The 22,853-nt window shown below is 60.9% G+C and carries 22 protein-coding genes and 1 tRNA gene; 6 read left to right on the top strand and 17 right to left on the bottom strand.

Going from position 1 to position 22,853, the window contains the following annotated elements; all coding sequences use genetic code 11:
* Nucleotides 1-45: 45 nt before the first annotated feature.
* Nucleotides 46-477 (bottom strand): GlcG/HbpS family heme-binding protein, encoded by a 432-nt coding sequence (locus FMN63_RS18805; RefSeq protein WP_148585712.1) that lies wholly within the window; start codon nucleotides 475-477, stop codon nucleotides 46-48.
* Between the two features lie 134 nt (nucleotides 478-611).
* On the opposite strand from FMN63_RS18805, the gene ggt reads away from it, so the two are divergent.
* On the top strand, nucleotides 612-2,207 hold the full coding sequence (gene ggt, locus FMN63_RS18800) for a gamma-glutamyltransferase (protein WP_148585711.1): 1,596 nt from the start codon (nucleotides 612-614) through the stop codon (nucleotides 2,205-2,207).
* Between the two features lie 107 nt (nucleotides 2,208-2,314).
* Nucleotides 2,315-3,700 carry a multicopper oxidase family protein gene (locus FMN63_RS18795; RefSeq protein ID WP_148585710.1) on the top strand — a complete coding sequence of 462 codons (1,386 nt, stop codon included), beginning with the start codon at nucleotides 2,315-2,317 and terminating at the stop codon, nucleotides 3,698-3,700.
* Nucleotides 3,701-3,715: 15 nt separating this feature from the next.
* Here FMN63_RS18795 and FMN63_RS18790 read toward each other — a convergent pair whose 3' ends face one another.
* The 10 genes from FMN63_RS18790 to FMN63_RS18745 form a co-directional block, all read right to left on the bottom strand.
* A complete protein-coding gene (locus FMN63_RS18790; protein ID WP_148585709.1) occupies nucleotides 3,716-4,036 on the bottom strand; it encodes a hypothetical protein in 321 nt (106 codons plus the stop codon).
* Between the two features lie 511 nt (nucleotides 4,037-4,547).
* Nucleotides 4,548-4,841 carry a hypothetical protein gene (locus FMN63_RS18785; protein WP_209001235.1) on the bottom strand — a complete coding sequence of 98 codons (294 nt, stop codon included), beginning with the start codon at nucleotides 4,839-4,841 and terminating at the stop codon, nucleotides 4,548-4,550.
* A gap of 304 nt (nucleotides 4,842-5,145) precedes the next feature.
* Complete coding sequence (locus FMN63_RS18780) at nucleotides 5,146-5,802, bottom strand: 3'-5' exonuclease (protein WP_148585708.1); 657 nt, start codon at nucleotides 5,800-5,802, stop codon at nucleotides 5,146-5,148.
* 18 nt (nucleotides 5,803-5,820) lie between these two features.
* Nucleotides 5,821-6,336, bottom strand: a complete 516-nt coding sequence (locus tag FMN63_RS18775) for an MAPEG family protein (protein ID WP_286192701.1) — start codon at nucleotides 6,334-6,336, stop codon at nucleotides 5,821-5,823.
* Nucleotides 6,337-6,457: 121 nt separating this feature from the next.
* Nucleotides 6,458-7,888, bottom strand: coding sequence for an alanine/glycine:cation symporter family protein (locus tag FMN63_RS18770; protein ID WP_148585707.1), 1,431 nt, complete (start codon nucleotides 7,886-7,888; stop codon nucleotides 6,458-6,460).
* A 212-nt stretch (nucleotides 7,889-8,100) separates the two neighbouring features.
* Nucleotides 8,101-8,460 (bottom strand): 50S ribosomal protein L20, encoded by a 360-nt coding sequence (rplT, locus tag FMN63_RS18765; RefSeq protein ID WP_023002609.1) that lies wholly within the window; start codon nucleotides 8,458-8,460, stop codon nucleotides 8,101-8,103.
* Nucleotides 8,461-8,486: 26 nt separating this feature from the next.
* Nucleotides 8,487-8,684 carry a 50S ribosomal protein L35 gene (rpmI, locus tag FMN63_RS18760; RefSeq protein WP_023002610.1) on the bottom strand — a complete coding sequence of 66 codons (198 nt, stop codon included), beginning with the start codon at nucleotides 8,682-8,684 and terminating at the stop codon, nucleotides 8,487-8,489.
* Between the two features lie 374 nt (nucleotides 8,685-9,058).
* On the bottom strand, nucleotides 9,059-10,051 hold the full coding sequence (gene acuI, locus FMN63_RS18755; RefSeq protein WP_148585706.1) for an acryloyl-CoA reductase: 993 nt from the start codon (nucleotides 10,049-10,051) through the stop codon (nucleotides 9,059-9,061).
* Nucleotides 10,052-10,076: 25 nt separating this feature from the next.
* Nucleotides 10,077-10,703 carry a DUF1326 domain-containing protein gene (locus FMN63_RS18750; protein WP_148585705.1) on the bottom strand — a complete coding sequence of 209 codons (627 nt, stop codon included), beginning with the start codon at nucleotides 10,701-10,703 and terminating at the stop codon, nucleotides 10,077-10,079.
* Between the two features lie 10 nt (nucleotides 10,704-10,713).
* Complete coding sequence (locus FMN63_RS18745) at nucleotides 10,714-11,526, bottom strand: DUF2182 domain-containing protein (RefSeq protein ID WP_209001233.1); 813 nt, start codon at nucleotides 11,524-11,526, stop codon at nucleotides 10,714-10,716.
* A gap of 149 nt (nucleotides 11,527-11,675) precedes the next feature.
* Between FMN63_RS18745 and FMN63_RS18740 the strand changes: the two genes are divergently transcribed.
* Together FMN63_RS18740 and FMN63_RS29410 are read left to right on the top strand one after the other, a co-directional pair.
* Complete coding sequence (locus FMN63_RS18740; protein WP_148585704.1) at nucleotides 11,676-12,407, top strand: FadR/GntR family transcriptional regulator; 732 nt, start codon at nucleotides 11,676-11,678, stop codon at nucleotides 12,405-12,407.
* Between the two features lie 344 nt (nucleotides 12,408-12,751).
* A complete protein-coding gene (locus FMN63_RS29410; protein WP_153297102.1) occupies nucleotides 12,752-12,898 on the top strand; it encodes a hypothetical protein in 147 nt (48 codons plus the stop codon).
* A 162-nt stretch (nucleotides 12,899-13,060) separates the two neighbouring features.
* Here the strand turns inward: FMN63_RS29410 and FMN63_RS18735 are convergent.
* Nucleotides 13,061-13,137, bottom strand: a tRNA-Arg gene (locus FMN63_RS18735).
* Nucleotides 13,138-13,508: 371 nt separating this feature from the next.
* Here FMN63_RS18735 and FMN63_RS18730 point away from each other — a divergent pair.
* The gene (locus tag FMN63_RS18730) at nucleotides 13,509-14,414 is read left to right on the top strand and encodes a hypothetical protein (protein ID WP_148585703.1); all 906 of its coding nucleotides are present in this window, start codon (nucleotides 13,509-13,511) and stop codon (nucleotides 14,412-14,414) included.
* Nucleotides 14,374-15,900, top strand: coding sequence for a M48 family metalloprotease (locus FMN63_RS18725; protein ID WP_209001232.1), 1,527 nt, complete (start codon nucleotides 14,374-14,376; stop codon nucleotides 15,898-15,900). Before FMN63_RS18730 ends, FMN63_RS18725 begins: the two co-directional genes overlap by 41 nt.
* 90 nt (nucleotides 15,901-15,990) lie before the next feature.
* Here the strand turns inward: FMN63_RS18725 and FMN63_RS18720 are convergent, their stop codons facing one another.
* From FMN63_RS18720 to FMN63_RS18700, 5 genes are all read right to left on the bottom strand, one after another.
* Nucleotides 15,991-16,854 (bottom strand): RNA polymerase factor sigma-32, encoded by an 864-nt coding sequence (locus FMN63_RS18720; protein WP_148585702.1) that lies wholly within the window; start codon nucleotides 16,852-16,854, stop codon nucleotides 15,991-15,993.
* A gap of 191 nt (nucleotides 16,855-17,045) precedes the next feature.
* Complete coding sequence (locus tag FMN63_RS18715) at nucleotides 17,046-17,630, bottom strand: CarD family transcriptional regulator (protein WP_148585701.1); 585 nt, start codon at nucleotides 17,628-17,630, stop codon at nucleotides 17,046-17,048.
* Nucleotides 17,631-18,086: 456 nt separating this feature from the next.
* The gene (gene fdxA, locus FMN63_RS18710) at nucleotides 18,087-18,419 is read right to left on the bottom strand and encodes a ferredoxin FdxA (RefSeq protein WP_148585700.1); all 333 of its coding nucleotides are present in this window, start codon (nucleotides 18,417-18,419) and stop codon (nucleotides 18,087-18,089) included.
* 215 nt (nucleotides 18,420-18,634) lie between these two features.
* Nucleotides 18,635-19,000 (bottom strand): RNA-binding S4 domain-containing protein, encoded by a 366-nt coding sequence (locus FMN63_RS18705; protein ID WP_148585699.1) that lies wholly within the window; start codon nucleotides 18,998-19,000, stop codon nucleotides 18,635-18,637.
* Nucleotides 19,001-19,035: 35 nt separating this feature from the next.
* Nucleotides 19,036-22,191 (bottom strand): helicase-related protein, encoded by a 3,156-nt coding sequence (locus FMN63_RS18700; RefSeq protein WP_148585698.1) that lies wholly within the window; start codon nucleotides 22,189-22,191, stop codon nucleotides 19,036-19,038.
* Nucleotides 22,192-22,853 lie beyond the last annotated feature (662 nt).

The raw sequence follows: 22,853 nt of genomic DNA, 5'->3' as shown, positions 1-22,853 counted from the left end.
AACGCACAGTCAATTGTCAGGATGAGGCTGAGTGGAGGCGCTTTTCTAGCCGCAGTCGGCGACCAGGCCGACGGCGGCAATACCAGCCACAGCGCAGGCTTCGTCGTTGTCGGAGGTGTCTCCGGTGATGCCGACGGCACCGAGGGTTTCGCCTTCGTCGTTCTTCACCAGAACACCGCCAGGCACCGGAACGATGGCTCCGCCAGATACTCCGTTCAGCGCATTGACGAAATGCGGACGGGACTCCGCGTTGGCATTCAGCCACCGGGTGCCGGTGCCGACCGCCAGCGCACCAATGGCTTTGCCCGTGGCAATCTGCGGACGCATGATCGAGGACCCGTCCTGGCGCTTGAGCAGGATTGCGTGGCCACCGGCATCGAGAACAGCAACGGTCAGCGGCTTCAGGGATAGCTCGGCCGCCTTTTCAAACGCGGCTGAAATGATGGTCTCTGCCGTTGATAATGTCAGTTTGCGCATTTTCCTACTTCTCCTTAAGGTGCCGGCCGCGATACCGATTTGCTAACAGAAGGCTGTAGTGGGGCATAGCCGGTATTCCCGAGAAGCTGTTAGTGCGATTCGGAAAGAAACATACTTCGGGCAGGAGAAATTCAGTGAAGCGTGATTTTCAGGCTCCGGGCCGGTCCCCGGTTTTTGCGCGAGAAGCTGCGGCCGCGACCTCGCATCCCCTGGCGACGAGTGCGGCTCTGGAAGTGCTTCAGTCTGGCGGCAATGCCGTCGACGCCGCCATCGCGGCGGTTGCTGTCCAATGTGTTGTCGAACCGCATATGACCGGTATCGGTGGCGACTGTTTTGCCATCGTCATGGAGCCGGACGGCCGCCTGACGGGGTTCAACGGCTCGGGCGCTGCTCCCCGTGCCGCAAAGCCGCAAAAGCTGGCCGAACTGGGCGTGAAAGAGATCACGGACGGCTCGCCGCACGCGGTGACCGTTCCGGGCGCCGTTCGAGCCTGGGAAACACTGCTGAAGGCCCATGGCACCAAGAGCTTCAAGTCCCTGTTCAAACGGGCCATTCAATATGCCCGGGACGGTTTTCCGGTGGCACCGCGCGTTGCCAGCGACTGGGCGGGCGAGGTTGACAAGCTCCGGGCCGACGAGATTTCGGCCGCGCGCTACCTGATCAAGGGTGAAGCGCCGAAAACCGGCACGATCCTCAAATATCCGCATCTTGCAGACACCCTGTCGGCGGTTGCAGAGGGCGGGGCGGACGCCTTCTACTCCGGTCCGATTGCCGATGACATCGTGAGTGCGCTGGCGTCTCGCGGCGGGCTGATGACACATGACGATCTGGCCTCCTGCCACACGACGGCGGTATCGCCCGTGTTGAGAGACTACAAGGGCCATACGGTGGCCGAACTGCCGCCCAACGGTCAGGGGGTGGTCGCGTTGATCATGCTCGGCATTCTGGAGCGGTTCGACCTGGAAACCCTCGATCCGTTCGGCCCGGAACGGTTCCACCTGGAAATGGAAGCGGCGCGTCTGGCCTATGGCGTACGGGAGCAGTTCATCACCGATCCGGGTTACATGGATGTGTGTCACACACGGCTGATCGGTTCCGACTATATCGATCAGCTTGCCCGGCAGGTCTCACCGACCAGCCGGATGGCCTCCGTTCCGTCAAGTGCACTGGCCCCGCAGACCGACACAGTCTATCTGACGATTGTCGACAAGGACGGTCTTGCGGTGTCCTTCATCAATTCGCTGTTCAGCAATTTCGGCAGCGGCATCGTCGCTCCGGAAACCGGTGTGTTGCTGCATTGCCGCGGCAAATCATTCCGGGTTGAGCCCGGGCATGCCAATACCATCGACGGCGGCAAGCGGCCGATGCATACGATCATTCCCGCGATGGTGCTCAAGGAGGGCGCGCCGTTCCTCTCCTTCGGTGTGATGGGCGGCCACTACCAGGCCTGCGGCCATGCGCATGTGCTGACCAACATCGTCGATTACGGCATGGACGTGCAGGCAGCCATCGATTTCCCGCGCATGTTCTTCGATATCGCCAACCACGAGCTTCAGGCGGAAAGGCTCGTGCCATCGTCCACGCTGGACGGATTGCGTGCCCTTGGCCATACCGTCGTGACTGCGAACGGCCCGATCGGCGGATCTCAGGCGATCATGATTGACAAGGCCCGGCATCTGCTCACGGCGGGGTCCGATCCGCGCAAGGATGGACATGCCGCGGGCTATTGAGGCGTCGTCGGCAGGCCACCTGGCCGCGTCAATTTGAACCTTGTGATTGCAGCCACGCGGGTGTTTGGTGCGCTTGGACGCGCCGACTATCAAATGAGGTTTTCAAAATGCCCGGATTTTCGAGGCGGGAGATCCTGCTTGGCGGCGCCGGAGCGCTGACCGCGTTTGCGGCTGGCGGGCTTGGCGCCAGACAGGCGCTGGCTGCCGAGCACAGCCTGACCCTTTCCAATCTCAGTCATGCTGTGCTGCCGGAAACGGTGACCGCGGACATGATGAGCTTCAACCCCGGTGAGGCGCCCCCTGTGCTGCGGTTCCGCAAAGGGCAGACCACCACCATCGACGTTCACAACGCGCTTGATGAAGCATCGACGGTGCATTGGCACGGGCTCAGAATCGCCAACAACATGGATGGTGTTCCCTATCTGACGCAATATCCGATCGACGCCGGAAACTCCTTCCGGTACGAGTTCACACCACCGGATGCGGGCACCTTCTGGTATCACCCGCATTGCAACACGCTGGAACAGATTGCCCGGGGGCTGACCGGCGTCATCGTGGTGGAGGACGAGGAAGACGCGGGTTTCGACAGCGATTTGCCGCTCAACATCCGCGATTTCCGGCTGGGAGGCGACGGCCAGTTTATCGCCTTCTACAAGCCCCGGAACGCGGCAAGGGGTGGCACGCTGGGCACCGTTTCGACGGTCAACTGGCAGCCTCAACCTGTGTATGAACTTGCCGCCGGCAGCCTCGTGCGCCTGCGTCTGGCTGTCACCGACCTGACAAGGGTCGGCACCTACAAGATCTCCGGTGCGGATGCTCTGGTGATCGCGCTGGACAGCAATCCGTTGCCGCAACCGGTGGCGATGGACGAAATCGTGCTTGCACCCGGCCAGCGCGCGGACGTTGCCCTGCGTGTGCCGGACAGCGAAGACCAGGTCGCCACGCTTGTTCTGAAAAAACCGAATGGGGACAAGGTGCTGGCAACGTTTCAGCCGAAGGGTGCGACCGCCGGCAGAGATCTGCGCGAGTTGAAACCCCTGTCACCAAACCCTGTGCCCGTCGCGGATCTTGCCAACGCCGAGGTTCTGGATTTCGTGTTTGGCTGGTCGCCGGGCGGGGATGCGCCGCAGGCAAGCATCTGCGGTTCGCTTGGCTATACCTTCTGGTCGATCAACCGGGTTGCCTGGGGTGGGGATGTGCCGGGGCCGTTCGATCCGCTGGCGACCTTGCGCCATGGCAAGTCCTACATCCTGCGTTTCAGAAACGAGACGCCGAACGATCACCCGATCCATCTTCACGGCATGTCGTTTCAGTTGCTGCGGTCGAACAAGCGCAAGCTGCCGCCGCTGATCACGGATACGGCGCTGCTTCTGGAAGAAGAAACGATGGAAGTGGCGCTCGTCGCCGACAATCCGGGCGACTGGGCGTTTCATTGTCACGTGATCGAACACCAGAAAACCGGCCTGGCCGGTTTCCTGCGTGTTGAAGCCTGAGTGCCTTCTAGCAGATCAGGCAGACAGGGAAATGGTATAGGCGCGTTCTTCGCCATCGTCGGCGGCGGATGTATATTGCGCGACGTGCCGCCGGCGCTCCAGCCAGGTTTCCTCATCATATACGTCACCCGCCAGAAGCTGGGTGGCGTATTCTGCATGTGCGCCGTGATAGGCATCGCGCTCCGGGGCCTGTGCAGCGATATGTGCGGGGACGGCATCCAATGCGCCGAACAGGCCGTAGGAGGCGGAACCTGACCCATTTTGCCCGGCAGGTGCCGTTACCGGCTTCTGCCGGATGCGCATGGGATGGATGGCGGATACGGGTCTTACTTGCATTTCAGTCTCCGGGGTGGGCCAGTCCGTGGCCAGTCATTCGGAGGTCCGGGGAGTCCGGATCTGTTCTCCAATATAGGGTGCCCGGCAACAGAAAAACGTGACGCGCGTCACATCTTGTCGAGTGAGCTGTTGTCTGGCTGCTCTTCAGGGATAACGGCTGGATTCCGATTTTGTTCCCGGCTGCCGTCATTTGGCATGGTGCTTCAATCCCGGGTGTCTGCAGTTCCCCTCTGACAAGCCTTCTTCCCCTCATCCTGAGGAAGCGCGAAGCGCTGTCTCGAAGGATGGGCCACCTGCGACCGAATTTGCCGCACATCCTTCGAGACGCGCGCAAGCGCGCTCCTCAGGATGAGGTTGATGGGAAAGAGAGCGGGTGGGAAGGCAGGGGGCGAGCGAGAAGGCAAGTTGCGCTCACTTATAGCTGGCGGTGCCAAATTCAAAAAAATGCCCGGAGCTATGCCCCGGGCCGAAGGTATCCAGTGGTACATCTGGAATTACAAAACGGGTTGCTCTAGCGCTCGGTCTTGAGCAGCCGTCCGGCCGGCCGCAGGCGTGGCAGCGCGGCGGTGGCTCGATAGGAGTTTACGCCGGTCAGAGGTTCTGTTTGCCTGCGCAACCTTGTGTGAAGCTCTGCATCGCGTGCCGCGATGAGGTGGGCGAGAAAGATGGAGTTCGGACGGTAGCGCTCGGTGAAGGTAATCTGTTCGCGCTCAAGCTCCGGTTCCACGGGAACGGGGAGTTGCGCGGAATAGGTAGCCTGACGCTCGGATTCCGTCTCTCCCACGGAGGGACGCTTACGCCTCACTTTGGCACGACCTGCAGATGAAACCGGGTTAACTCGCACGATTTAACGCCTCTTTGTTTCAGAATGGCACGCGCTGGGCGGCCTCACCTGAAACGTCGCAATCACTGTGCCACGTTAACCTCTTGTTAACTTTTTGTCCGCAGAAAACCGCCATTTCCCATTAATAATCGTTAACGTGGTGGCGCAAAACCGGACACTTTTCAGTGAGAAACGGGGATAGCGGTGGTAACCGCGGCAAGCCAGTTGCGGCCGGCGGGCATTCCTGAGCGCGCGGGGAATCGGATCTGGGGTGCGACTGGAAAAGTCAGCCTGAGCGGTGTGCCTGCAGTTCCGGCGGCCGGACCGTCAATGGCAGAGTGAAATCGTCCGCACTCAGTTTTTGCGTCCTCAGAAGATGCTGCAGGCTCACGGCAACCGACATGGCGTCATCGAGAGCGTCGTGCTGCCGCCCATCCGGCGTCGAGAAGCCGAAATATTCCGACAGCCGACCGCTTGTCATTCTGCTCATGTCGGCAACGGGAGTGCCTGCATTCAAGACGAGGCCGATCGCGTTGCCGAAGCGATGGGCGGGGATCGGCGGGGTAACACCTTCAACATAGGAGCTGATGGCCAGAAGGGTCAGTTCATCCTTGCCCCAGGACCAGAAAGTCGCGCCATCGGAAAAGGTCGCAAATCTTGCCAGCGCGTCGCTGTGTGCAACGCCTTCACGGTCAATGTCCGCCTGGGTTATTCCGGTCAGTTCGGTAAAAAACGGGTCCACCGTCGGCTGCGCGCCGAACCTGTCTATCGGTTTGATCAGCACCTTGAAGGTATCGAGAATATCATGTCCGTCCTGAAGGGAGAGTTTTACAGCGCCGATCTGGGCAACGTTCGGATCAGGATCCAGCGGGCCGCACCACTGCCGGCTCATGGCGCCGGGCGCGGTCAGATATTCGCAGTCGTAAATGATCGCGTGATGCATGGAAAAGGATCTGCCGGGTCAAGGAAAAGAGAAAAGCAGGGCTGCCAGAAACAACAGAACGGTTGAGTAGAAGGTGAGTGCGAAGCCGAAGGATCTGGCAGCGGCCCCTTGTGCGTAGCCGCGCCAAAACAGTGCGCGCCCGCACCAGAACAGGAGAGCGGCGGCAGGCAAGGCGCCGAGATAGCCAGCCGGAGCCAGCGCCGCGAAGGCGAGATAGGTAAAGGCGGCCAGGGCGGTCTGTTCCAGCGTATTCTGCAGTACGGCCTGTAGAACCTTGGCCTTGGTGGTGCCAGACGTCAGTCCGCTGCCATCGATGTCTTCAGGGGTGAAAAAGCGATGCCGTGCCAAAATGCCGATCGACAGTAGCAGCCAGAAGGCGCAGGCAAGCAGGCATTTGGCGGCCAGGGCCAGGCGCGCCTGTGGCGAGCCGTCGGGCTGCCATTCTGGCGGAAACTGAAAAGCGCCCAGGGCAAGTCCGGTGGCCGCAACGATCACCGCTGCGATCATGCCCTTCAGGACACCATGTTGTTTCACTGTGAGGGGCATCCTGCTGCCTTCAGATGCTGTGCCGACACAGACAGGGGACCACACCCGGCTTCAAAAGGGAAGCGCGGCCAGATAGCCGCGCTTCCCGATGGATCATGTTCTTGGCCTGTCAGTCCGGTGCCTTGCCGGTCCAGGCGCTGCGGTCGATATCGAGATCCGCGAACTTGTCCGGGTTCAGCACAGGCCGGGCGACGCCTTCCCGGAGCTGGCTCTTGAAGTCGTCCAGGATCCGCTTGGCCGTTGGAAACAGCATCATCAGCGCCAGCAGGTTGACCACGGCCAGAACCCCCATCAGCGGGTCCGAGAAGAAGAACACCGAGGTTGCGCTCGGCGCCGTCGCCCCCAGGAAGACAACGCCCATGACGGCAACCCTGAGAACATGCAGTGCCATGGTGCTGGAGGTCATCGAGCTGAGCGCGTTCTCGCCGAGGTAGTAGTTGTAGATGATCGAGCTGAAGGCGAAGAGAAGCACTGCACCGGTCAGGAAATAGCTCGTCCAGTCTCCAAGGTGGAAGGCAAGCGACTGCTGGGTCAGAACAACACCGTCAACATTTTCTGCGCCCGGCACATAGACATCGCCAAGCAGGATGATCAGCGCCGTACAGGTACAGATGATCATCGTGTCGATGAAGACCGAGAATGACTGGGTGATGCCCTGGCTGATCGGATGGCGGACTTCCGCCGTCGCCGCGACGTTGGGAGCCGAGCCGAGGCCGGCCTCGTTGGAGAACAGCCCGCGCCGCAGCCCTTGCGCAAGCGCGGCGCCCATGCCCCCGCCGACCACTTCTTCCAGGCCGAAGGCGTTCGAAACGATTGTTGCGATGACACTCGGCACTTCGGTGATGTTCAGAAGGATGATCAGCAGCGCTATGCCGATATAGCCGACGGCCATGATCGGCACGATGACATCCGCTACCTTGGCAATGCGGTGAATGCCGCCGAAGACGATCAGGCCGGTGATCACCGTCAGGCCTATGCCGGTCCAGAGACGGCCGATCCCGAGGCTTTCTTCCGCCGCACCGGCCACGGTGTTGCCCTGAAAGGCGTTGAAGCCGAAGGCGAAGGAAGCCATCAGGCAGATGGCGTAAAGCACCGCGAGCCAGCGGTAGTCCGCACCAAGGCCGTGAATGATGGTGCGGGCCGGACCGCCGCGATAGGTGCCGTCACCGGTGGACCGCTTGTAAAGCTGGGCGAGGGAACATTCGATCAGGCTGGTTGCCATGCCGACGAGGGCAACGGCCCACATCCAGAATACCGCGCCGGGTCCACCGAGCGTAATGGCCACCGCAACCCCGGCAATGTTGCCACCGCCCACCCGGCCGCCGACGGACAGAAGCAGCGCTTCACGGGCTGAGATCGCATTGGGGTCGCCGGACTGGTTCTTGGAAGACAGCACCCGGAACATCCGCAAGAAGAAGCGGAGTTGCACGAAACCGGTAACGACCGAGAAAAAGACGCCAATGACAACGAGAAATGGGATAAGTGCCCACCCCCATGTCAGGTCGCCGATAAGGGCGAAGATCGCCTCGACAAACTGCATGGAACCAACCCTCCTTTTTTGTTCCGCAAGGCTGACGAAAGGGCAGCCCCGCCAGAAGTGAAAGGGTAGGCTTCAATTTCCGTCGTTTGCAATAAAAAAGAGAAGGGTCTGAATCTGCAGCTTTGGATTGCCGGATGGGTCTGCAAGCGCCGGACAACAAAAAACGCGGCTCGAAGGAACCGCGTTTTTCAGATCGGATCGGGACGTCAGCCTTAAGCGGCCAGAGCACCCTGTGCCTGATCAACCAGGGCCTTGAAGGCATCCGGCTGGTTGATGGCGAGGTCGGACAGAACCTTGCGGTCGACTTCGATGCCGGCCTTGTTCAGACCGTCGATGAAGCGGCCATAGGTCATGCCGTGCTGGCGGGTTGCCGCGTTGATGCGCTGGATCCAGAGCGAACGGAAGTTACGCTTCTTGGCCTTGCGGTCGCGATAGGCGTATTGTCCTGCCTTCTCGACGGCCTGCTTGGCAACGCGGATGGTGTTCTTGCGGCGGCCATAATAGCCTTTTGCTGCCTTGATTACTTTTTTGTGGCGAGCGTGGGCGGTAACGCCCCGTTTGACGCGTGACATTTAGGTGATCTCCTTCGGGGCTGGCTTTAAGCGTAGGGCAGGAACTGCTTCACGATCTTTGCATCCTGATCGCTCAGCGTGGTGGTGCCACGGGCGTTGCGGATGAACTTGTTCGTGCGCTTGATCATGCCATGACGCTTGCCGGCCTGCGCGGTCTTCACCTTGCCGGTCGCGGTCACTTTGAAGCGCTTTTTGGCGCCGGACTTCGTCTTCAGCTTGGGCATTTTGCATCCTTTCCTTGGTGCATCCGTTCAGAACGAATACTCTTTTGTTGGTGCATTCAGAGCCGACACGGCATGCCCTTGGTTGTCGAAGACGGTCTGTGCAAGAACACAGAAATCCAGTCCACGACGAGCCGGACGACTCTGGACCGGGCGCTTATATGGGAGCTTTCCCCCGAATGCAACCGGTTTCCGCGCCTTTATCGTGGTTTCGGCCAAGCATCGGCCGGGTGGCCCCGCGACCAAATCAGAAGCTACGGAGGTGCGTGGCCGGAGGGCGAATGAAGGTGCGGGGGGATCGACTTTTCAAAACCGGGCTGGGGCGCAGCGAATGCTAACCCGGGCAGACCCATTGTCCACCCGGGCAGCGAGCTGTGTCAGGCATTTACATCGACGACGACGCGGCCTTTGACCTGGCCTTTCAGGATGTCGGCGCCAAGCGCCGGCAGGTCTTCCAGGGTTGCCGGATGGATCATCGCTTCCAGCTTGTCCATCGGCAGGTCCTTTGCCAGCCGTTCCCAGGCTTTCAGGCGGCCGTCATAAGGCTTCATGACGCTGTCGATGCCCAGAAGGTTGACCCCGCGCAGCAGGAACGGAATGACCGTGGCCGGCAGATTGGCGCCGCCCGCAAGGCCGACGGCGGCAACCGAAGCGCCGTATTTCATCTGGCCGAGAACCCGCGCCAGCATCGGGCCGCCAACGGCATCGACGCAGCCTGCCCAGGTTTCGCTTTCCAGCGGACGCTTGACCGTTTCGGCCACATCATCACGCGGCACCACGCTGGCAGCGCCAAGGGACTTCAGATAATCCCAGGTGCTTTCCCGCCCGGTGACGGCGGCAACTTCATAGCCAAGATTGGCCAGAATGGCGGTTGCCACGGAGCCGACGCCACCAGCAGCACCGGTGACCAGCACCGGGCCGTTTTCCGGCTTCAGGCCGTGTTCCTCAAGCGCCATCACCGCCAGCATGGCCGTGAAGCCGGCTGTACCTATCGCCATGGCGTTGCGCGTGGTCAGGCCTTCGGGCAGGGGCACCAGCCATTCGCCCTTGACGCGCGCCTTCTGGCTATAGCCGCCCCACCAGGCCTCGCCGACGCGCCAGCCGGTCAGCACCACCTTGTCGCCCGGCTTGTACCAGTCGTCGGAGCTTTCCTCGACCGTGCCGGCAAAGTCGATGCCGGGCACATGCGGATAGTTTCTGACCAGGCCGCCGCCCGGTCCAAGGCACAGGCCGTCCTTGTAGTTGAGCGTGGAATATTCCACGGCAACGGTAACGTCGGCTTCCGGCAACCGGCTTACGTCGATGGTCTCTATCGCGGCGTGGGTTTTGCCGTCTTCGTCCTTGTCGACAATCAGTGCCTTGAAGGTCATGAGATATTCCTTTTTCTCTGCGGTTTCAGGCAGCGGCTTCCGCCGCCGGGCCGGACCAGTCGATCTGACAGATTTCAGCACTTCTGCCGTCAAAATCCCAGACCCTGCCGTAAGCGCGCACGCGCCCTTGCGTAGCGGTTGCCACCGTGATGTCCGAACCCATCCAGTATTCGGTGTTCTTGACGACAATATCCTCGTCGGGATTGGCGCCTCGCACGGGCTCCACCTCGCCCTTGATCGCCTTGCCGACGATCAGGCGGCGTTTCTTGCCTTCGTTGGTGTAGGAGACCGGGGCCCGTTCGGCGCCCAGAAACTCGCTGACCAGAACCCGGAACAGGCCGGTGGTGCCCTTGGCCTGACCGGAGAAGATCCTGATCAAGCCGTCATAGGCCGCTTCGCTGGCGCGCTCGTCGATATAGGCGGCGGCCTTCCAGTTGCCACGGGCCATCAGGCCGGGAATTTCCAGAACCAGGCCAACATTGAGGCCGGACAGATCCTCACCCTCGTAGTGGCCTTCGTCGATGCGCACCCCGGCCCAGGCCTGGCAATAGCCTTCAGTGGGCGGATGCTGGCCGAGCGATACCACGCAGGGGCAGAAGACGGTGCAATTGCAGTTGAGGATCAGCTCCCCGCGGATGGCCCAGCCAGACATGGTTTTCTCCCTATATGGTTATTGGCAATAACGGCAGAACCAGAACAACCAGTCCGGCCAGAATGAGGAAAACGCCGAGGGGCGCGGTTAGTTTCGCGCCGATGTCGGGAAGCTTTTCCAGCGTCATCAGCACCATGGCGAGTCCCATGAAGGCGAGGTTCATGGTGCCGGCGACAAAGGCAAGCAACATCAAGGCCCAGCAGCAGCCGAGGCAGACGGCACCAAGCCTGAGGCCAAGCGAAAGCCCGCCCTGAGCGCCCGGTCGCCAATGGCTGAAAAAGAAGGTCAGCGGGTTCTGGCAGGAACTGAGGTAGGCCTGCTTGAGCCGGCTGAACTGATAGGCGCCCGCAAGCAGCAGCAGCGCTGCGTTCAAGGAACTGGAAACGGATTTGCCTGACGGATCGAGCAGGGTCTGTCCCGCGAGCCAGACCTGAAGAGCCCCGGCCAGAACGGAAAATCCAAGCCAGACGGCCAGATAGCCGCCCACCAGAGCAGCCAGTGGCAGGCCGCCGGCGTCGGCCGTTTGCGTGAGCTGCGCATAAGTGCGAAAGGCGGGAAAGGCCGTTGGTGCCATCATCGCCAGGGCCATCAGGGCCCACATGAGGACGGCAGCTTTGAAGCCTGCCGTGGCGGCCGTCGCCGAGCAGAGCGACAGGAACGCCTCCAGCGGCTGTCCGAAGGGCGCTGTGAGCGGCAAGCCCGCCGTTTCCCGCAGGGCCCCCGCCTGCATGGCGAACAGCACGGCCCAGGCCGCCAGAATGGCGGCGTAAAAGGTCAGCCAAAGCGCTCTGTGGCCAGGCATGAGCCGCGCGACGGTGTCCACCCGATCCTCCCGATGTATTTTCGCCTAGGCTGCGGGGGTGGTTCGTAAAAGTCAAACATTTAATTGTCAGACATTTAAACAATTCGTTTGACCGTGTCGGGCCGTCTCTTTAGGTTTGCCGGTGTTCAGGCGAAAATGCGGAGGTTCTGTTGGCGATTGAATTCAACACGATTCAAAAAGAGGGCCTTTCGGTCCAGATCGCCAATGCCATCCGCAATGCCATTCTGGAAGGCCGTCTTGCGGGCGAAGAGCGCCTGCCGAGCGAAGCCGACCTGGCTGAGCGCTTCGGCGTATCGCGCTCAACGGTGCGCGAGGCGCTGAAACGGCTTGCTGCGCAAAACCTCATTCGCAGCGAACGCGGCTCCTCCGGCGGGGCTTTCGTCAACCGGATGACCTGGGCCGAGGCGCAGGACAACCTGATGACGACCACGCGGCTTCTCATCGGCATGAACAACATTCCTCTGGAAGACGCCATCGAGGCCCGCTTCGCACTGGAAGCCGCCGCTCTGCCGTTGGCGGCGGAAAAACGCACTGACGAACAGCTTGCCGAGCTTGCCCGCGAAATTTCCCGCCAGAGAGATCACGATACGAGCGATGAGGATTTCTGCGCGTCGGACGTCGCATTTCACTCGGCCGTCGCAAGAGCGACGGACAACCCGATTCTGATCTTCCAGTTGTCTGCCGCCTTTGAGGCGATGCAGCCGCTCATGAACATGCTGGTTTACCGGCTGCGTGACCGCGAGCGGATCGCCGACCTGCATCAGGCCCTGGCCGACGCGCTGGCCGCGCGAGACAGCGCCGGGGCAGCGCAGCACCTGGACGCCCTGTCAGCCTATACGCGGGAACTGGCGGCGCAAAGGCGCAAGCCGCGCAGCGCATAACATCCGTTTGAGGCCTTTCCTGTCCTTGCCAGTGCAAAACGGGTGTCTGTTTCAGTGGTCTTTCGGCCTGAAAAGGGCGCTGTGTCAGAAGGTTACCGCGTAGGTAACTTTACGGCATTGCCGGATATCATCCTAAAGTCTAATATAGACGAAAGTCGAATTTAGAATTGTGGCGGGCTTTCCTCCCGCGTCTGCCGAAACAGACGCCGGATCCACCACTCTTCAAAAAGGTCGGCTTTTGTGCGCCTTGGCACATCCGGCCGGGTGCGCTGGTTCGAACAGACCCCGCATCTGCAGTTGAATCTGCACTGGCAGAGGCGGTTTTTACTTTAGGGAGAAGTGCCATGAAATTCTGGAGCATCGCCGTCGTCGCCATGATCCTCGCCGGCGTCGCCGCCACAAAGGCCACCAACCCAAGCCAGGCCCTGACCGACAGCTCCGTTGCCACGGGCATCCCGGTCACGACGCTGTACACTCCGGTCACGCCATAAGGGCAGCGACACTTTAGCAGCGCAGACGCCTTAAGCCTGCGCGCACGAACCTGTTTTTATACAAGTTGCTTCGGCTGCATTTCCTGCGCGCAGCCTTTTATCCGGCCTTGAGCGGTCTATGCTCGGCCGGTCTTCATCTCACATGATGACTTTTTGAAAAACTGGTGACCCCGGCGCGATTCGAACGCGCGACCCTCAGATTAGGAATCTGATGCTCTATCCTGCTGAGCTACGGGGCCTTATTGCGGTCGATTAGCACGATTTGACGTCCGTGGCGAGCCCTGGCTGCAACAGACTGTGGGCTCCCGTGGGGATTGTTTCAGGTGCAGGCGGGGGCAAGAGGGGACGCTGCCGCGCTGCGGGGAGCGTTGTGCTGGTCTCCCTATTTTTACTGCGGTTTTATCCACCTGTCTTGGACTTGCCTCATTCGCTGCTTAGCAGTTTGGTTCGTCGTGACCGCTTTCTCAGCCTTGCCCGGTGCCATGCATGTTGCCGGGTGGTGGATCTTGCGCCGTCTGTTTACAGGTGGTGCCGTGGAAGACGTTCGCGCCATCAGGTGAAGGGATCGGACGTGCCGAGAGGGCGACTGACAGCTGGTTGGATGAAGGCCGTGCGGGTGAACAGCCTGCGCGCGGCGGGCGCTGCTTTTTTCGCCTGTATTGCGAGCGCTTTGGCCGCGCCGACAGTCTTTGCCACTGAGCAAGCACCACTGGCGCCATTTGAGCCGATGAGGGCGGTGGCCGCCTGCGCCGGAGCGCCTGAAAACGCTGTGCCCGTGACATATGACAGCGATGAATCCCTGTTTGTCTCCGCTTCCGGCGAGCGTTTTTTTGCAGGCGATATCCAGATGCCTGCGTCTGAACAGGCGGACGGACAGGATGACGGCAACAACAGCTTGCAGGCCTATCTGGAAGGGCGACCGGATCTTGAGCTGACGGCGGCACCTGCAGGGCCGGAAAACCGCTGGGGACTGACGCCCGGTTGGGTGTTTGCTTCATCCGGTAGTGACGGCGATGCCGTGCTTCTGCAGGCGGAGCTTTTGAGGGCAGGTGTTGCCATCTTCGCTCCGGATCACGCAGGTGCGGCCTGCGCGGATGCCTTGCGGGCCGCAGAAGCACAGGCCAGCCAGGCCCGGGAAGGCCTGTGGGGGAAGACCACGCCGCGTCTTGTTTATTCCACTGCCGCACCGAAGTCTTTCAGCGGCGCTTCCGGGCACTATGTTATTGCAAGAGGGCGAATTGTTTCTCTTGGAAAAACACGCAGCACCCGTTATCTGAACTTCGGCAATTACTGGAAAACGGATTTCACGGTTACGTTGAAGGCCTCGGACGAGGATGAGGTCAACGCGGCCCTCGGGCGGTCCGGCTGGACGCTGGATACCCTGGAAGGACAGGTTGTCGAAATACGCGGCTCCGTCCAGGACCGGGACGGACCGTCTATGGTGCTCCGGCATCCGGAGCAACTGGTGGTACTGAATGACAAAAGGGCAGGACGTGACGGCCAAAGCAGCAACTGATTTCCGTCAGCCGGCATGTTTGCCCGCACGGCGCGGCCTGCGCCGGGGCTGGCTGCGCACCCTTGTTGCAGGCGGGACCGCGCTTCTGGTGGCCTCCTGCCAGTTCCTTGGCGACGGCCCAACCGTCGGCACGGTGACGCCGGGTACCCTGCGCCCCAACCTTGCAGCCGATATCGGCGAGCGCGAACATCCGCGCGTGGTGGCCACCTATGGCGGTGTCTACAAGGACGCCGGGGCGGAGCGCGCTGTCGCCAGCGTTGTCGGCCGGCTGGTGGCGGCATCGGAAGACCCCTCGCAAAGCTACAAGATTACCATCCTGAATTCACCGGCCATCAACGCCTTCGCACTTCCGGGCGGCTATCTGTACGTGACGCGCGGGCTGCTGGCCCTTGCCAACGACACGTCGGAAGTTGCCGCCGTGCTGGCGCACGAAATGGCCCATGTGACGGCAAATCACGCGATCAAACGCCAGCAGCGCGCCGAAGCCAAGCAGCTTGCCAACAAGATCCTGACGGATGTCGTGCAGGACAGCGAAGCAGCCCGCAAGGCAATCATCTCGTCGCAGCTTTCCTTCGCCCGCTTCAGCCAGGTGCAGGAGCTTGAGGCTGACGATATCGGCGTGAAGACGCTGGCAAGAGCCGGGTTCGATCCCTATGCCGCTGCCCGGTTCCTGCGCTCCATGGCGGCCTTTGCCCAGTATCAGTCCGCCGACAAGTCGGCCTCGGCTGCGCCGGACTTCCTGTCGTCGCACCCCTCTACGCCGGAACGGTTGCAGATCGCCATTCGCGCGGCCCGGCAGATCGGGGCCCCCGGCATCGGCGAGCGCGACCGCACCCGCTATCTCAGCCAGATTGACGGCATGTTGTTCGGTGATGACCCGCTGGAAGGGTTCGTCCGTGGTCGTTCGTTCCTGCACAAGGCGCTTGGCATAAGTTACACCGTGCCATCCGGCTACATTCTGGAAAACACGCCCGAAGCGGTGCTGGCCAGCAATGGCTCCGGCACGGCGATCCGCTTCGACGGTGCCGATGTCAGCGGCTATTCCAGCCTGCGCGAGTATATGAACTCCGGCTGGATCAACGGGCTTCTGTCTGAAAGCGTGCGCGAAACGACGATCAACGGTCTGCCGGCGGTCACCGGGGCGGCCATCACCCAAGGATGGTCCTTCCGTATCGCTGTGGTCCGGATCGGCAAGACAGGGTATCGCTTCATCTTCGCCAGCCGTTCGCCCAACGACACGTTCGACCGTGATTTCCACCAGACGGTGGAAAGCTTCAAGCAGCTTTCACCCACGGAACGCGCACGGCTGCGTTCGCTCCGGATCAAGGTCGTCAACTCCAAGCCGGGCGACACGCCGCGGAAACTGGCCATCGGCATGAGCGGTGTCGAGCCGTCACGGCGTCTGGAATTTTTCTCCATCCTGAACGACCTGAACCCCAATCAGGCGATTCCGGCCGGCACGGCCATCAAGCTGATCGTCGACTGACGTCCTGCCCGGCAGGCAGCTTGTGCACCTCAAAAAAAGGCGGACCAAAAGGCCCGCCTGTCAGAGGTTACTTGGAGGAGTTGGAGGTCGTCAGGTGCTATAGGCGGCCCGGTCGGGCTGTGCTGCCAACAGGGCGGATTTCAGTTTTTCCATGGCCCGGCTTTCGATCTGGCGCACGCGTTCCTTGGAAATGCCGAGTTTCACGCCAAGCGATTCCAGTGTGGCGCCATCTTCCGACAGACGCCGTTCGCGCACGATTTTCAGTTCGCGTTCGCTGAGAACCTCCAGCGCGGAGGAGAGCCAGCGCTGGCGGCGTTCGGTATCGATGCTGACCGTCACGATTTCGTCCGGAAGCGGAGCGTCGGACACGAGAAAGTCCTGGCGGTCGGCGCTGGAGCCTTCGCTGTCGGCCACCGGGGCGTTCAGGGATGTGTCCGGGCCCGACAGGCGGGCGTTCATCAGCGCAACGTCGGACTGTTTGACGCCGATGGCATCGGCGATCTTCTGGTGGAGTTCACTGTCGGTAAGCGGTGTCTGATTGCCGGAGAGCTTTGCGCGCAAGCGTCGCAAGTTGAAGAACAGAGCTTTCTGGGAGGAGGAGGTGCCACCGCGAACGATCGACCAGTTGCGCAGGATGTAATCCTGAATGGAGGCGCGGATCCACCACGTGGCATAGGTGGAAAAGCGGACTTCCCGTTCCGGTTCGAATCTGGCGGCCGCCTCCAGCAGGCCCACATGACCTTCCTGGATCAGGTCACCCAGTGAAAGGCCGAAGTTACGGAAGCGCGAGGCGACGGCAATGACGAGACGCATGTGCGACAGAGACAGTTTCTCCAGCGCTTTTTCATCCCTTTGGTGGCGCCAGCGTATCGCCAGCTCCAGTTCCTCCTCACGTGTGAGGTAGGGCGCTTTCATTGCAGCTCTGACCAGTTGACGTTTTTCGCTCTGGGACATGATCGACGCTCCGATATGTTATCGGGGGAAATACGTACCGAAGCGTAGGGTAGATCACTTATCGTTTCCGTTGGGACAGTTTTTGCACACTTTCGCGTGAACAAGGTTGCTGCATGCAGCTTTTAAGAGAAAAAAGGGCCCGGATTTCTCCGGGCCCTCGTTGTTTTCGTCGTTGGGAAGGTTCGCCTGGTTTAAGCGGCTTCTTCCTTGTCCTCGTCTTCTTCCGCTGCAGCTTCTTCAGCTGCCTTGATGCGGCTCGGAGATTTTGCCAGGTTCTGCTCGATCTGCTTGACCGCTTCGGTTTCGGAACATTTGTTCACTGCCGCGATTTCGCGGGCCATACGGTCGAGCGCAGCTTCGTAAAGCTGGCGTTCGGAGTAGGACTGTTCCGGCTGCGTGTCGGAGCGGAAAAGATCGCGGACCACTTCAGAGATCGCGATCAGGTCGCCGGAGTTGATCTTGGCTTCATATTCCTGAGCGCGGCGGCTCCACATCGTCCGCTTTACGCGCGGGCGGCCACGAACGGTTTCAAGAGCCTTCTTGACGGCCGCAGGGTCGCCAAGCTTGCGCATGCCGACGGAGGCAATCTTTGCCACCGGGACACGAAGGGTCATCTTGTCCTGTTCAAAAACGATCACGAGCAACTCCAAAGAGTGACCTGCAACCTTCTGCTCTTCAATGGCGGTAATCTGGCCGACGCCATGCGACGGATAAACAATGTACTCGCCTGTCTTGAAACCTTGGCGCTGCGCGGTCTTTTTGGTGTTCGTTGCCATACTCGTATTTTCTCCTGCGCAGTTGGCGGTCCGGGTTCGGACCGAAAACGGACCGCGGTGCGGTCCCCTGTTCTTATGCGACACGTACCCCGCAGTGCGATCCACAATGGAACGCCTGTTGATATGCGGCGTGTCAGGGCTGGTCAGTCGACGATTTCCACTCTAGAACCTTGATCAGTCATATGAGCTGCGTGGAGCTTGCCCTGTCCGGTTGTTCAGGTCCGGGACAGTTTTCGAAGACTCCGTTTTGGGGGTTATTCTCGTGGTTGGCGACTATCTTCCATGTGTACCACACTTTTGTGGAAAATTAAAGTACTGAGCTTTGCTGGTGCCAAAACACCACAATGGCCCCGCCCGATCGCCCCGGGCAGGTGCCTGAAAATGATGGAAGAATCACTGTTTTAAGCAGTTCTCGTTTGTCTTGCGGCAGTCTGCCGCACTAGCCGTTTGCGCGAATCAAGCTGCAGGATTCGGCGAAAAGAACTTTTCAAACTTGTTTTCCTTGCCGTCAAATTCTTCAGCGTCCGGCAACGGATCTTTTTTCTCGGTGATGTTCGGCCACTTCTCGGAGTATTCGGCGTTGACCTCGATCCATTTCTCGAGGCCCGGCTCCGTGTCCGGCAAAATCGCCTCCGCCGGGCATTCCGGCTCGCAGACACCGCAGTCGATACATTCGTCCGGGTTGATGACGAGGAAATTCTCGCCTTCGTAGAAACAGTCTACCGGGCAGACTTCAACACAGTCGGTGTATTTGCATTTGATGCAATTGTCCGTGACGACGTAGGTCATCGCTATCCTCATTCGGCGCCGGGCGGCCTGCAGCCGTTTTGCGCAAGGCCCTGGCGGTCAGTTTCGTGCCGCTCTTGCAAAGAAGGCGCACGTATAACGTCTGGTGCAGATGTTGGGTATCGCTTTTGTCAAACGGGCGCAAGCGCTCTGGATGACGCAGTCCGGGCCGGAAAGAGAAAGTTTTTCTGTTTTCACGCCTTTGGCGGGAAACAGCGTCAGTCGCCGCTGCGGAACGCGTCTATTTTTCGCCGCTCACGCTTGGTCGGGCGGCCGGCACCGGCGTCGCGCCGTGCGGGCGCGGGAGGTGGCGGTGCATCCTTCGGCGGCGGTGGTGGCGACAGGTCCTCGTACAGCTTGCGGGCTTCTTCATAGGGGCCACGTCTGGTGCCAAGGGCAAGGATCTTCAGAATGAGGATGCGGCGCTCGAGGCCGATTGTCAGAACATCGCCGATCCGCACTGTCTTGCTGGCGGAATCGATCTTGTCCTTGTTCAGCCGCACACGGCCGGACGTCGCCAGCTTCTGGGCAAGGGAACGGGATTTTGTGACCCTGGCGTACCAGAGCCACTTGTCGATGCGCAGGCTGCCACCGGCAGCAGTGTCGTCAGGCGCAGGAATTACTTCTTGTCCTTGTTGTCCATGTTCGCCTTCAGGGCCATCAGGGCCGCGAAGGGCGAATTCGGATCAATCGGCTTGTCCCTTGGGGCCTTGTCGCGGCGGTTGCCGCCGTCAAAGCCCTTCTGGCCGCCATGACCACCGCGACCCCGGCCTTCGCCTTTCGGTCCGCCCTTGCCGTGGCGCTTCTCGCCCTGACCACCTTTCGGGCCATGACCCTGACCTTGACCCTGGCCCCGGCGATTGTCACCGCCGCGGCGCTGGTCCTGACGGCCGCGCGGACGGCGGTCGTGCCGGCCCGGACGCCAGATCTCGATGGTCACGGTTTCCAGCTCTGCTTCGCCTTCGGCCGCTTCGCCGTCTGTCTTCGCTTCCGGTGCTGCTTCCGCAGTGGCGGTGTCCGCAGATGCTTCAGCGGGTGCATCTTCGGCCGTTGCTTCCGCCGCGCTGTCAGCCGCTTCTGCGGCCTCTGTCGCAGGCGCTTCATCAGCGGCAGGTTCTTCTGCGGGGGCTTCAGCGCTTTCCGTCGTGGCAGGTTCAGCCACTGCATCCGCAGCAGGCGTCTCGTCTGCGGCAGCCTCCGCGGGGGCAGCAGCTTCAGCAGGAGCCTCTTCTGCGGTTGCAGCTGTCTCTGCTGCCGGCGTTTCCGTGGCAGCTTCCGCCGCCGGTTTGGCTGCGACGGGCCGCTGCACTTCCTTGGTTTCGGACCGGTAGCCGAGTGACTTCAGCACGGCGGCAAAGTCTTCGCCGGCGCATCCAAGCAGGGAGGTCATGGCAACGGTGACGGTGAAGCCGCCTCCGGTTGCAACCGCGCCTTCCGGCGGGCTGACTTCCGCATCAAGCGGCTTCCAGGCGATCAGCGGACGGATCAGATCGGCCAGGCGTTCCAGAATGTCGACGCGAACGGCACGCGGGCCGCACACACGGAAACCGACAACCTTGTAAAGGGCCTTGTCGATGGTCTCGTCTACCGGGATGGAGGTGCGGCCGGAGGCGGAGAGCTGCGGCAGCTCGGCCATGCCGTTCATGTCCAGCGAGCCGTGTTTCAGCGCCCAGAGCTGCGCCAGAAGCTGGCTCGGGGCCGGCTTCAGCAGGGCTGGCACGAACACGGTGTAGGCGCCGAAGCGGATGCCGTGCTTGCGCAGGCTGGCGCGCATGTCCTGGTCGAGCTGGCGGATTTCGTCGGAGGCTTCCTGGCGTTCCAGAATGCCGAGACCTTCAACGATGCGGAACGCGATGCCGCGGGCAAGGCCTTCCAGCCCTTCGCCGGCTTTCAGGTCCACAAGCGGTTTCAGCAGTGTATCGATCTGCGCCTTGACCCACAGGTCCAGCCGCGTCTGCACGTTGTCGCGCGCCGGGCCGGTCAGGTGTTCGTCCGCCAGCAGCAGAACAATCGGCGCCAGCACCTCTTCCCCGGCAACAAGCTTTGCCACGGGTTCACCGCGCCAGCGGATCACGGCTTCGGACGTCAGCACGAAATCGGAGTTGTCGGACTTGCCGAGCTTGTCCGCGCGGGACTCGATTTCGGTGGTCAGGGCTTTTTGCGCGGCGGCACGCACGGTCTTGCCGTCCGGGCCTTCTGCTGCCGCGTCAGGGGCAAACCGGAAGCCAAGCAGATTTCCGATGTGCTGACCTTCCACGAGCACATCTCCGCTCGATGTAATTTCCGCTTCCAGCATTGCGTTCTCTCTCAAACGTCGCATCAATACACTTGTACGCCGATCCACGAACCGCTGCGTGAGCCGCTCGTGAAGGGCGTCAGATAGTTTGTCTTCTATGTCGCGCGTCTCGCCCTGCCAGTGAGCCGGATCGGCCAGCCAGTCGGGACGGTTGGCGACATAGGTCCATGTCCGGATATGTGCAATCCGGTTTGCGAGAGTGTCGATATCACCATCTGTGCGGTCTGCGAAGGCCAATTGACGCGAGAACCAGTCATTGGCAATCGCATTGTCCTGCATCAGGTGCGTGTAAATGGTGTTCAGCAACTCTGCGTGGTTCGCCGGGGCGATCTTACGATAGTCGGGGACCTGACACACGTCCCATAGCAATTCGATCGCTTTTTCGCCCTTTGCCATGCCGGATATTGCGGGATCGCGCAATAAATGTTCAAGAGCGGTGATATCGTCGCCGATGGGGGCCCTGGCGAGACCCTCTTCCCGAGGCACGAGGTCGAGGCTTGCACGCAAGGTGCTTGCCGACGAAAAATCCAGCGCACTGTTGCGCCATTGCAGCACTTTCAGGCTCTCGAAGTGGTGACTTTCGATCTGTTCGACCAGATCGTCGTCCAGCGGATCGACCCGTCCGGTCACGCCGAAGGTGCCGTCCTTGGTGTGACGGCCGGCCCGTCCGGCGATCTGGCCCATCTCCGAAGCGGTGAGCTGGCGGTACTGGTAGCCGTCGTATTTGCGGTTGCCGGCAAAGGCGATGTGATGGACGTCGAGGTTCAATCCCATGCCAATGGCGTCGGTCGCCACCAGATGATCGACATCGCCGTTCTGGAACAGTTCCACCTGCGCATTGCGGGTGCGTGGGCTCAGCGAGCCGAGCACCACGGCAGCACCGCCGCGCTGGCGACGGATGAGCTCCGCGATGGAATAGACCTCATCCGATGAAAAGGCGACGATGGCGGAGCGCGCCGGCAGGCGCGAGACTTTCTTGGAGCCCGCATATTCCAGCACCGACATGCGCGGCCGTGTGACCACGTTGAGGCCGGGTAGCAGCTTTTCCAGCAGCGGGCGGGCGGTCGCTGCGCCCAAGAGAAGTGTTTCCGACTGGCCGCGCACATTCAGGATGCGGTCGGTAAAGACGTGGCCGCGATCAAGGTTCCCGGCAAGTTGCACCTCGTCGATGGCGACGAAATCCGTCTTCAGGTCCAGCGGCATGGCTTCAACCGTCGACACCCAGAAGCGCGGGTTCTTCGGGACGATCTTCTCCTCGCCGGTGATCAGCGCAACGGCGTCCGGTCCGGCCCGGTCCGCCACACGGTTATAGACTTCGCGCGCGAGCAGGCGCAGCGGCAGCCCTATCAGCCCGGAAGGCTGGGCCAGCATGCGCTCGATAGCGAGGTGGGTCTTGCCGGTATTGGTCGGTCCGAGCACGGCCGTCACTGTGCGGGACCGGGCAGACGGCGGCAGCGGCAGGGTCTGGGGACGGGGCATGGGGAGGCTTGTGATCGGCTTTCTTCGGATCGGCGCAAACTAGCGGCGCCTATATCTGGTACCGCGTGTCTAGCACAGCCGGGGCGGGCATGTCCTTATTCTTTTGGCCAGCGGCCGGGTTTTTGACGGTTGGAAAAATGTTGTGGAGAACGACTCTGGAACAAACCGAAACCGAATCGGCGACTCCGGACGATTCAGGATTTGTTCCCTACGACATGTGGTTTCATACGTCGGTCGAGACACCAAATCCTGAATCTGGTCAAAAGGTTGAGTCGATTTGGCCGTGTGGTGCTGATTTGGGCCGAATCGTTGTCAATGATTAATTTTCAGGAAATGCGCGCTCGCACTTGCAGGCTCATGGCGTTTACCCGGGCACACAGGGTGAACGAATCCCGTCCGAATCGCTGATTCAATCAGGTTGCGGATTTGTTCTCACAAGATCTAGTGGGTTTGCTGAAGGTTTGCGTCTAACCGGACGTCGCGTCTGTCGGTGCTTTTGTGGCGTCTGACAGGAATGTGTCCCGAAATGGTTCGCGGTCGCCGTAAGGGGTTTTTTGCTGGCAACGGCCGCTGTTTCGACAGTTCGATTGCTGCGCCGCACATTTTTTAAAAAGGTTGGAAGACTCTGGATTTAAATCGAATTAATGTTCCTTTTCCATCGG

Source organism: Stappia sp. BW2 (assembly GCF_008107695.1).
Classification (GTDB): domain Bacteria; phylum Pseudomonadota; class Alphaproteobacteria; order Rhizobiales; family Stappiaceae; genus Roseibium.
Note: the sequence above shows the minus strand (reverse complement) of the source record. Positions and strands in the feature narration are given on the sequence as shown.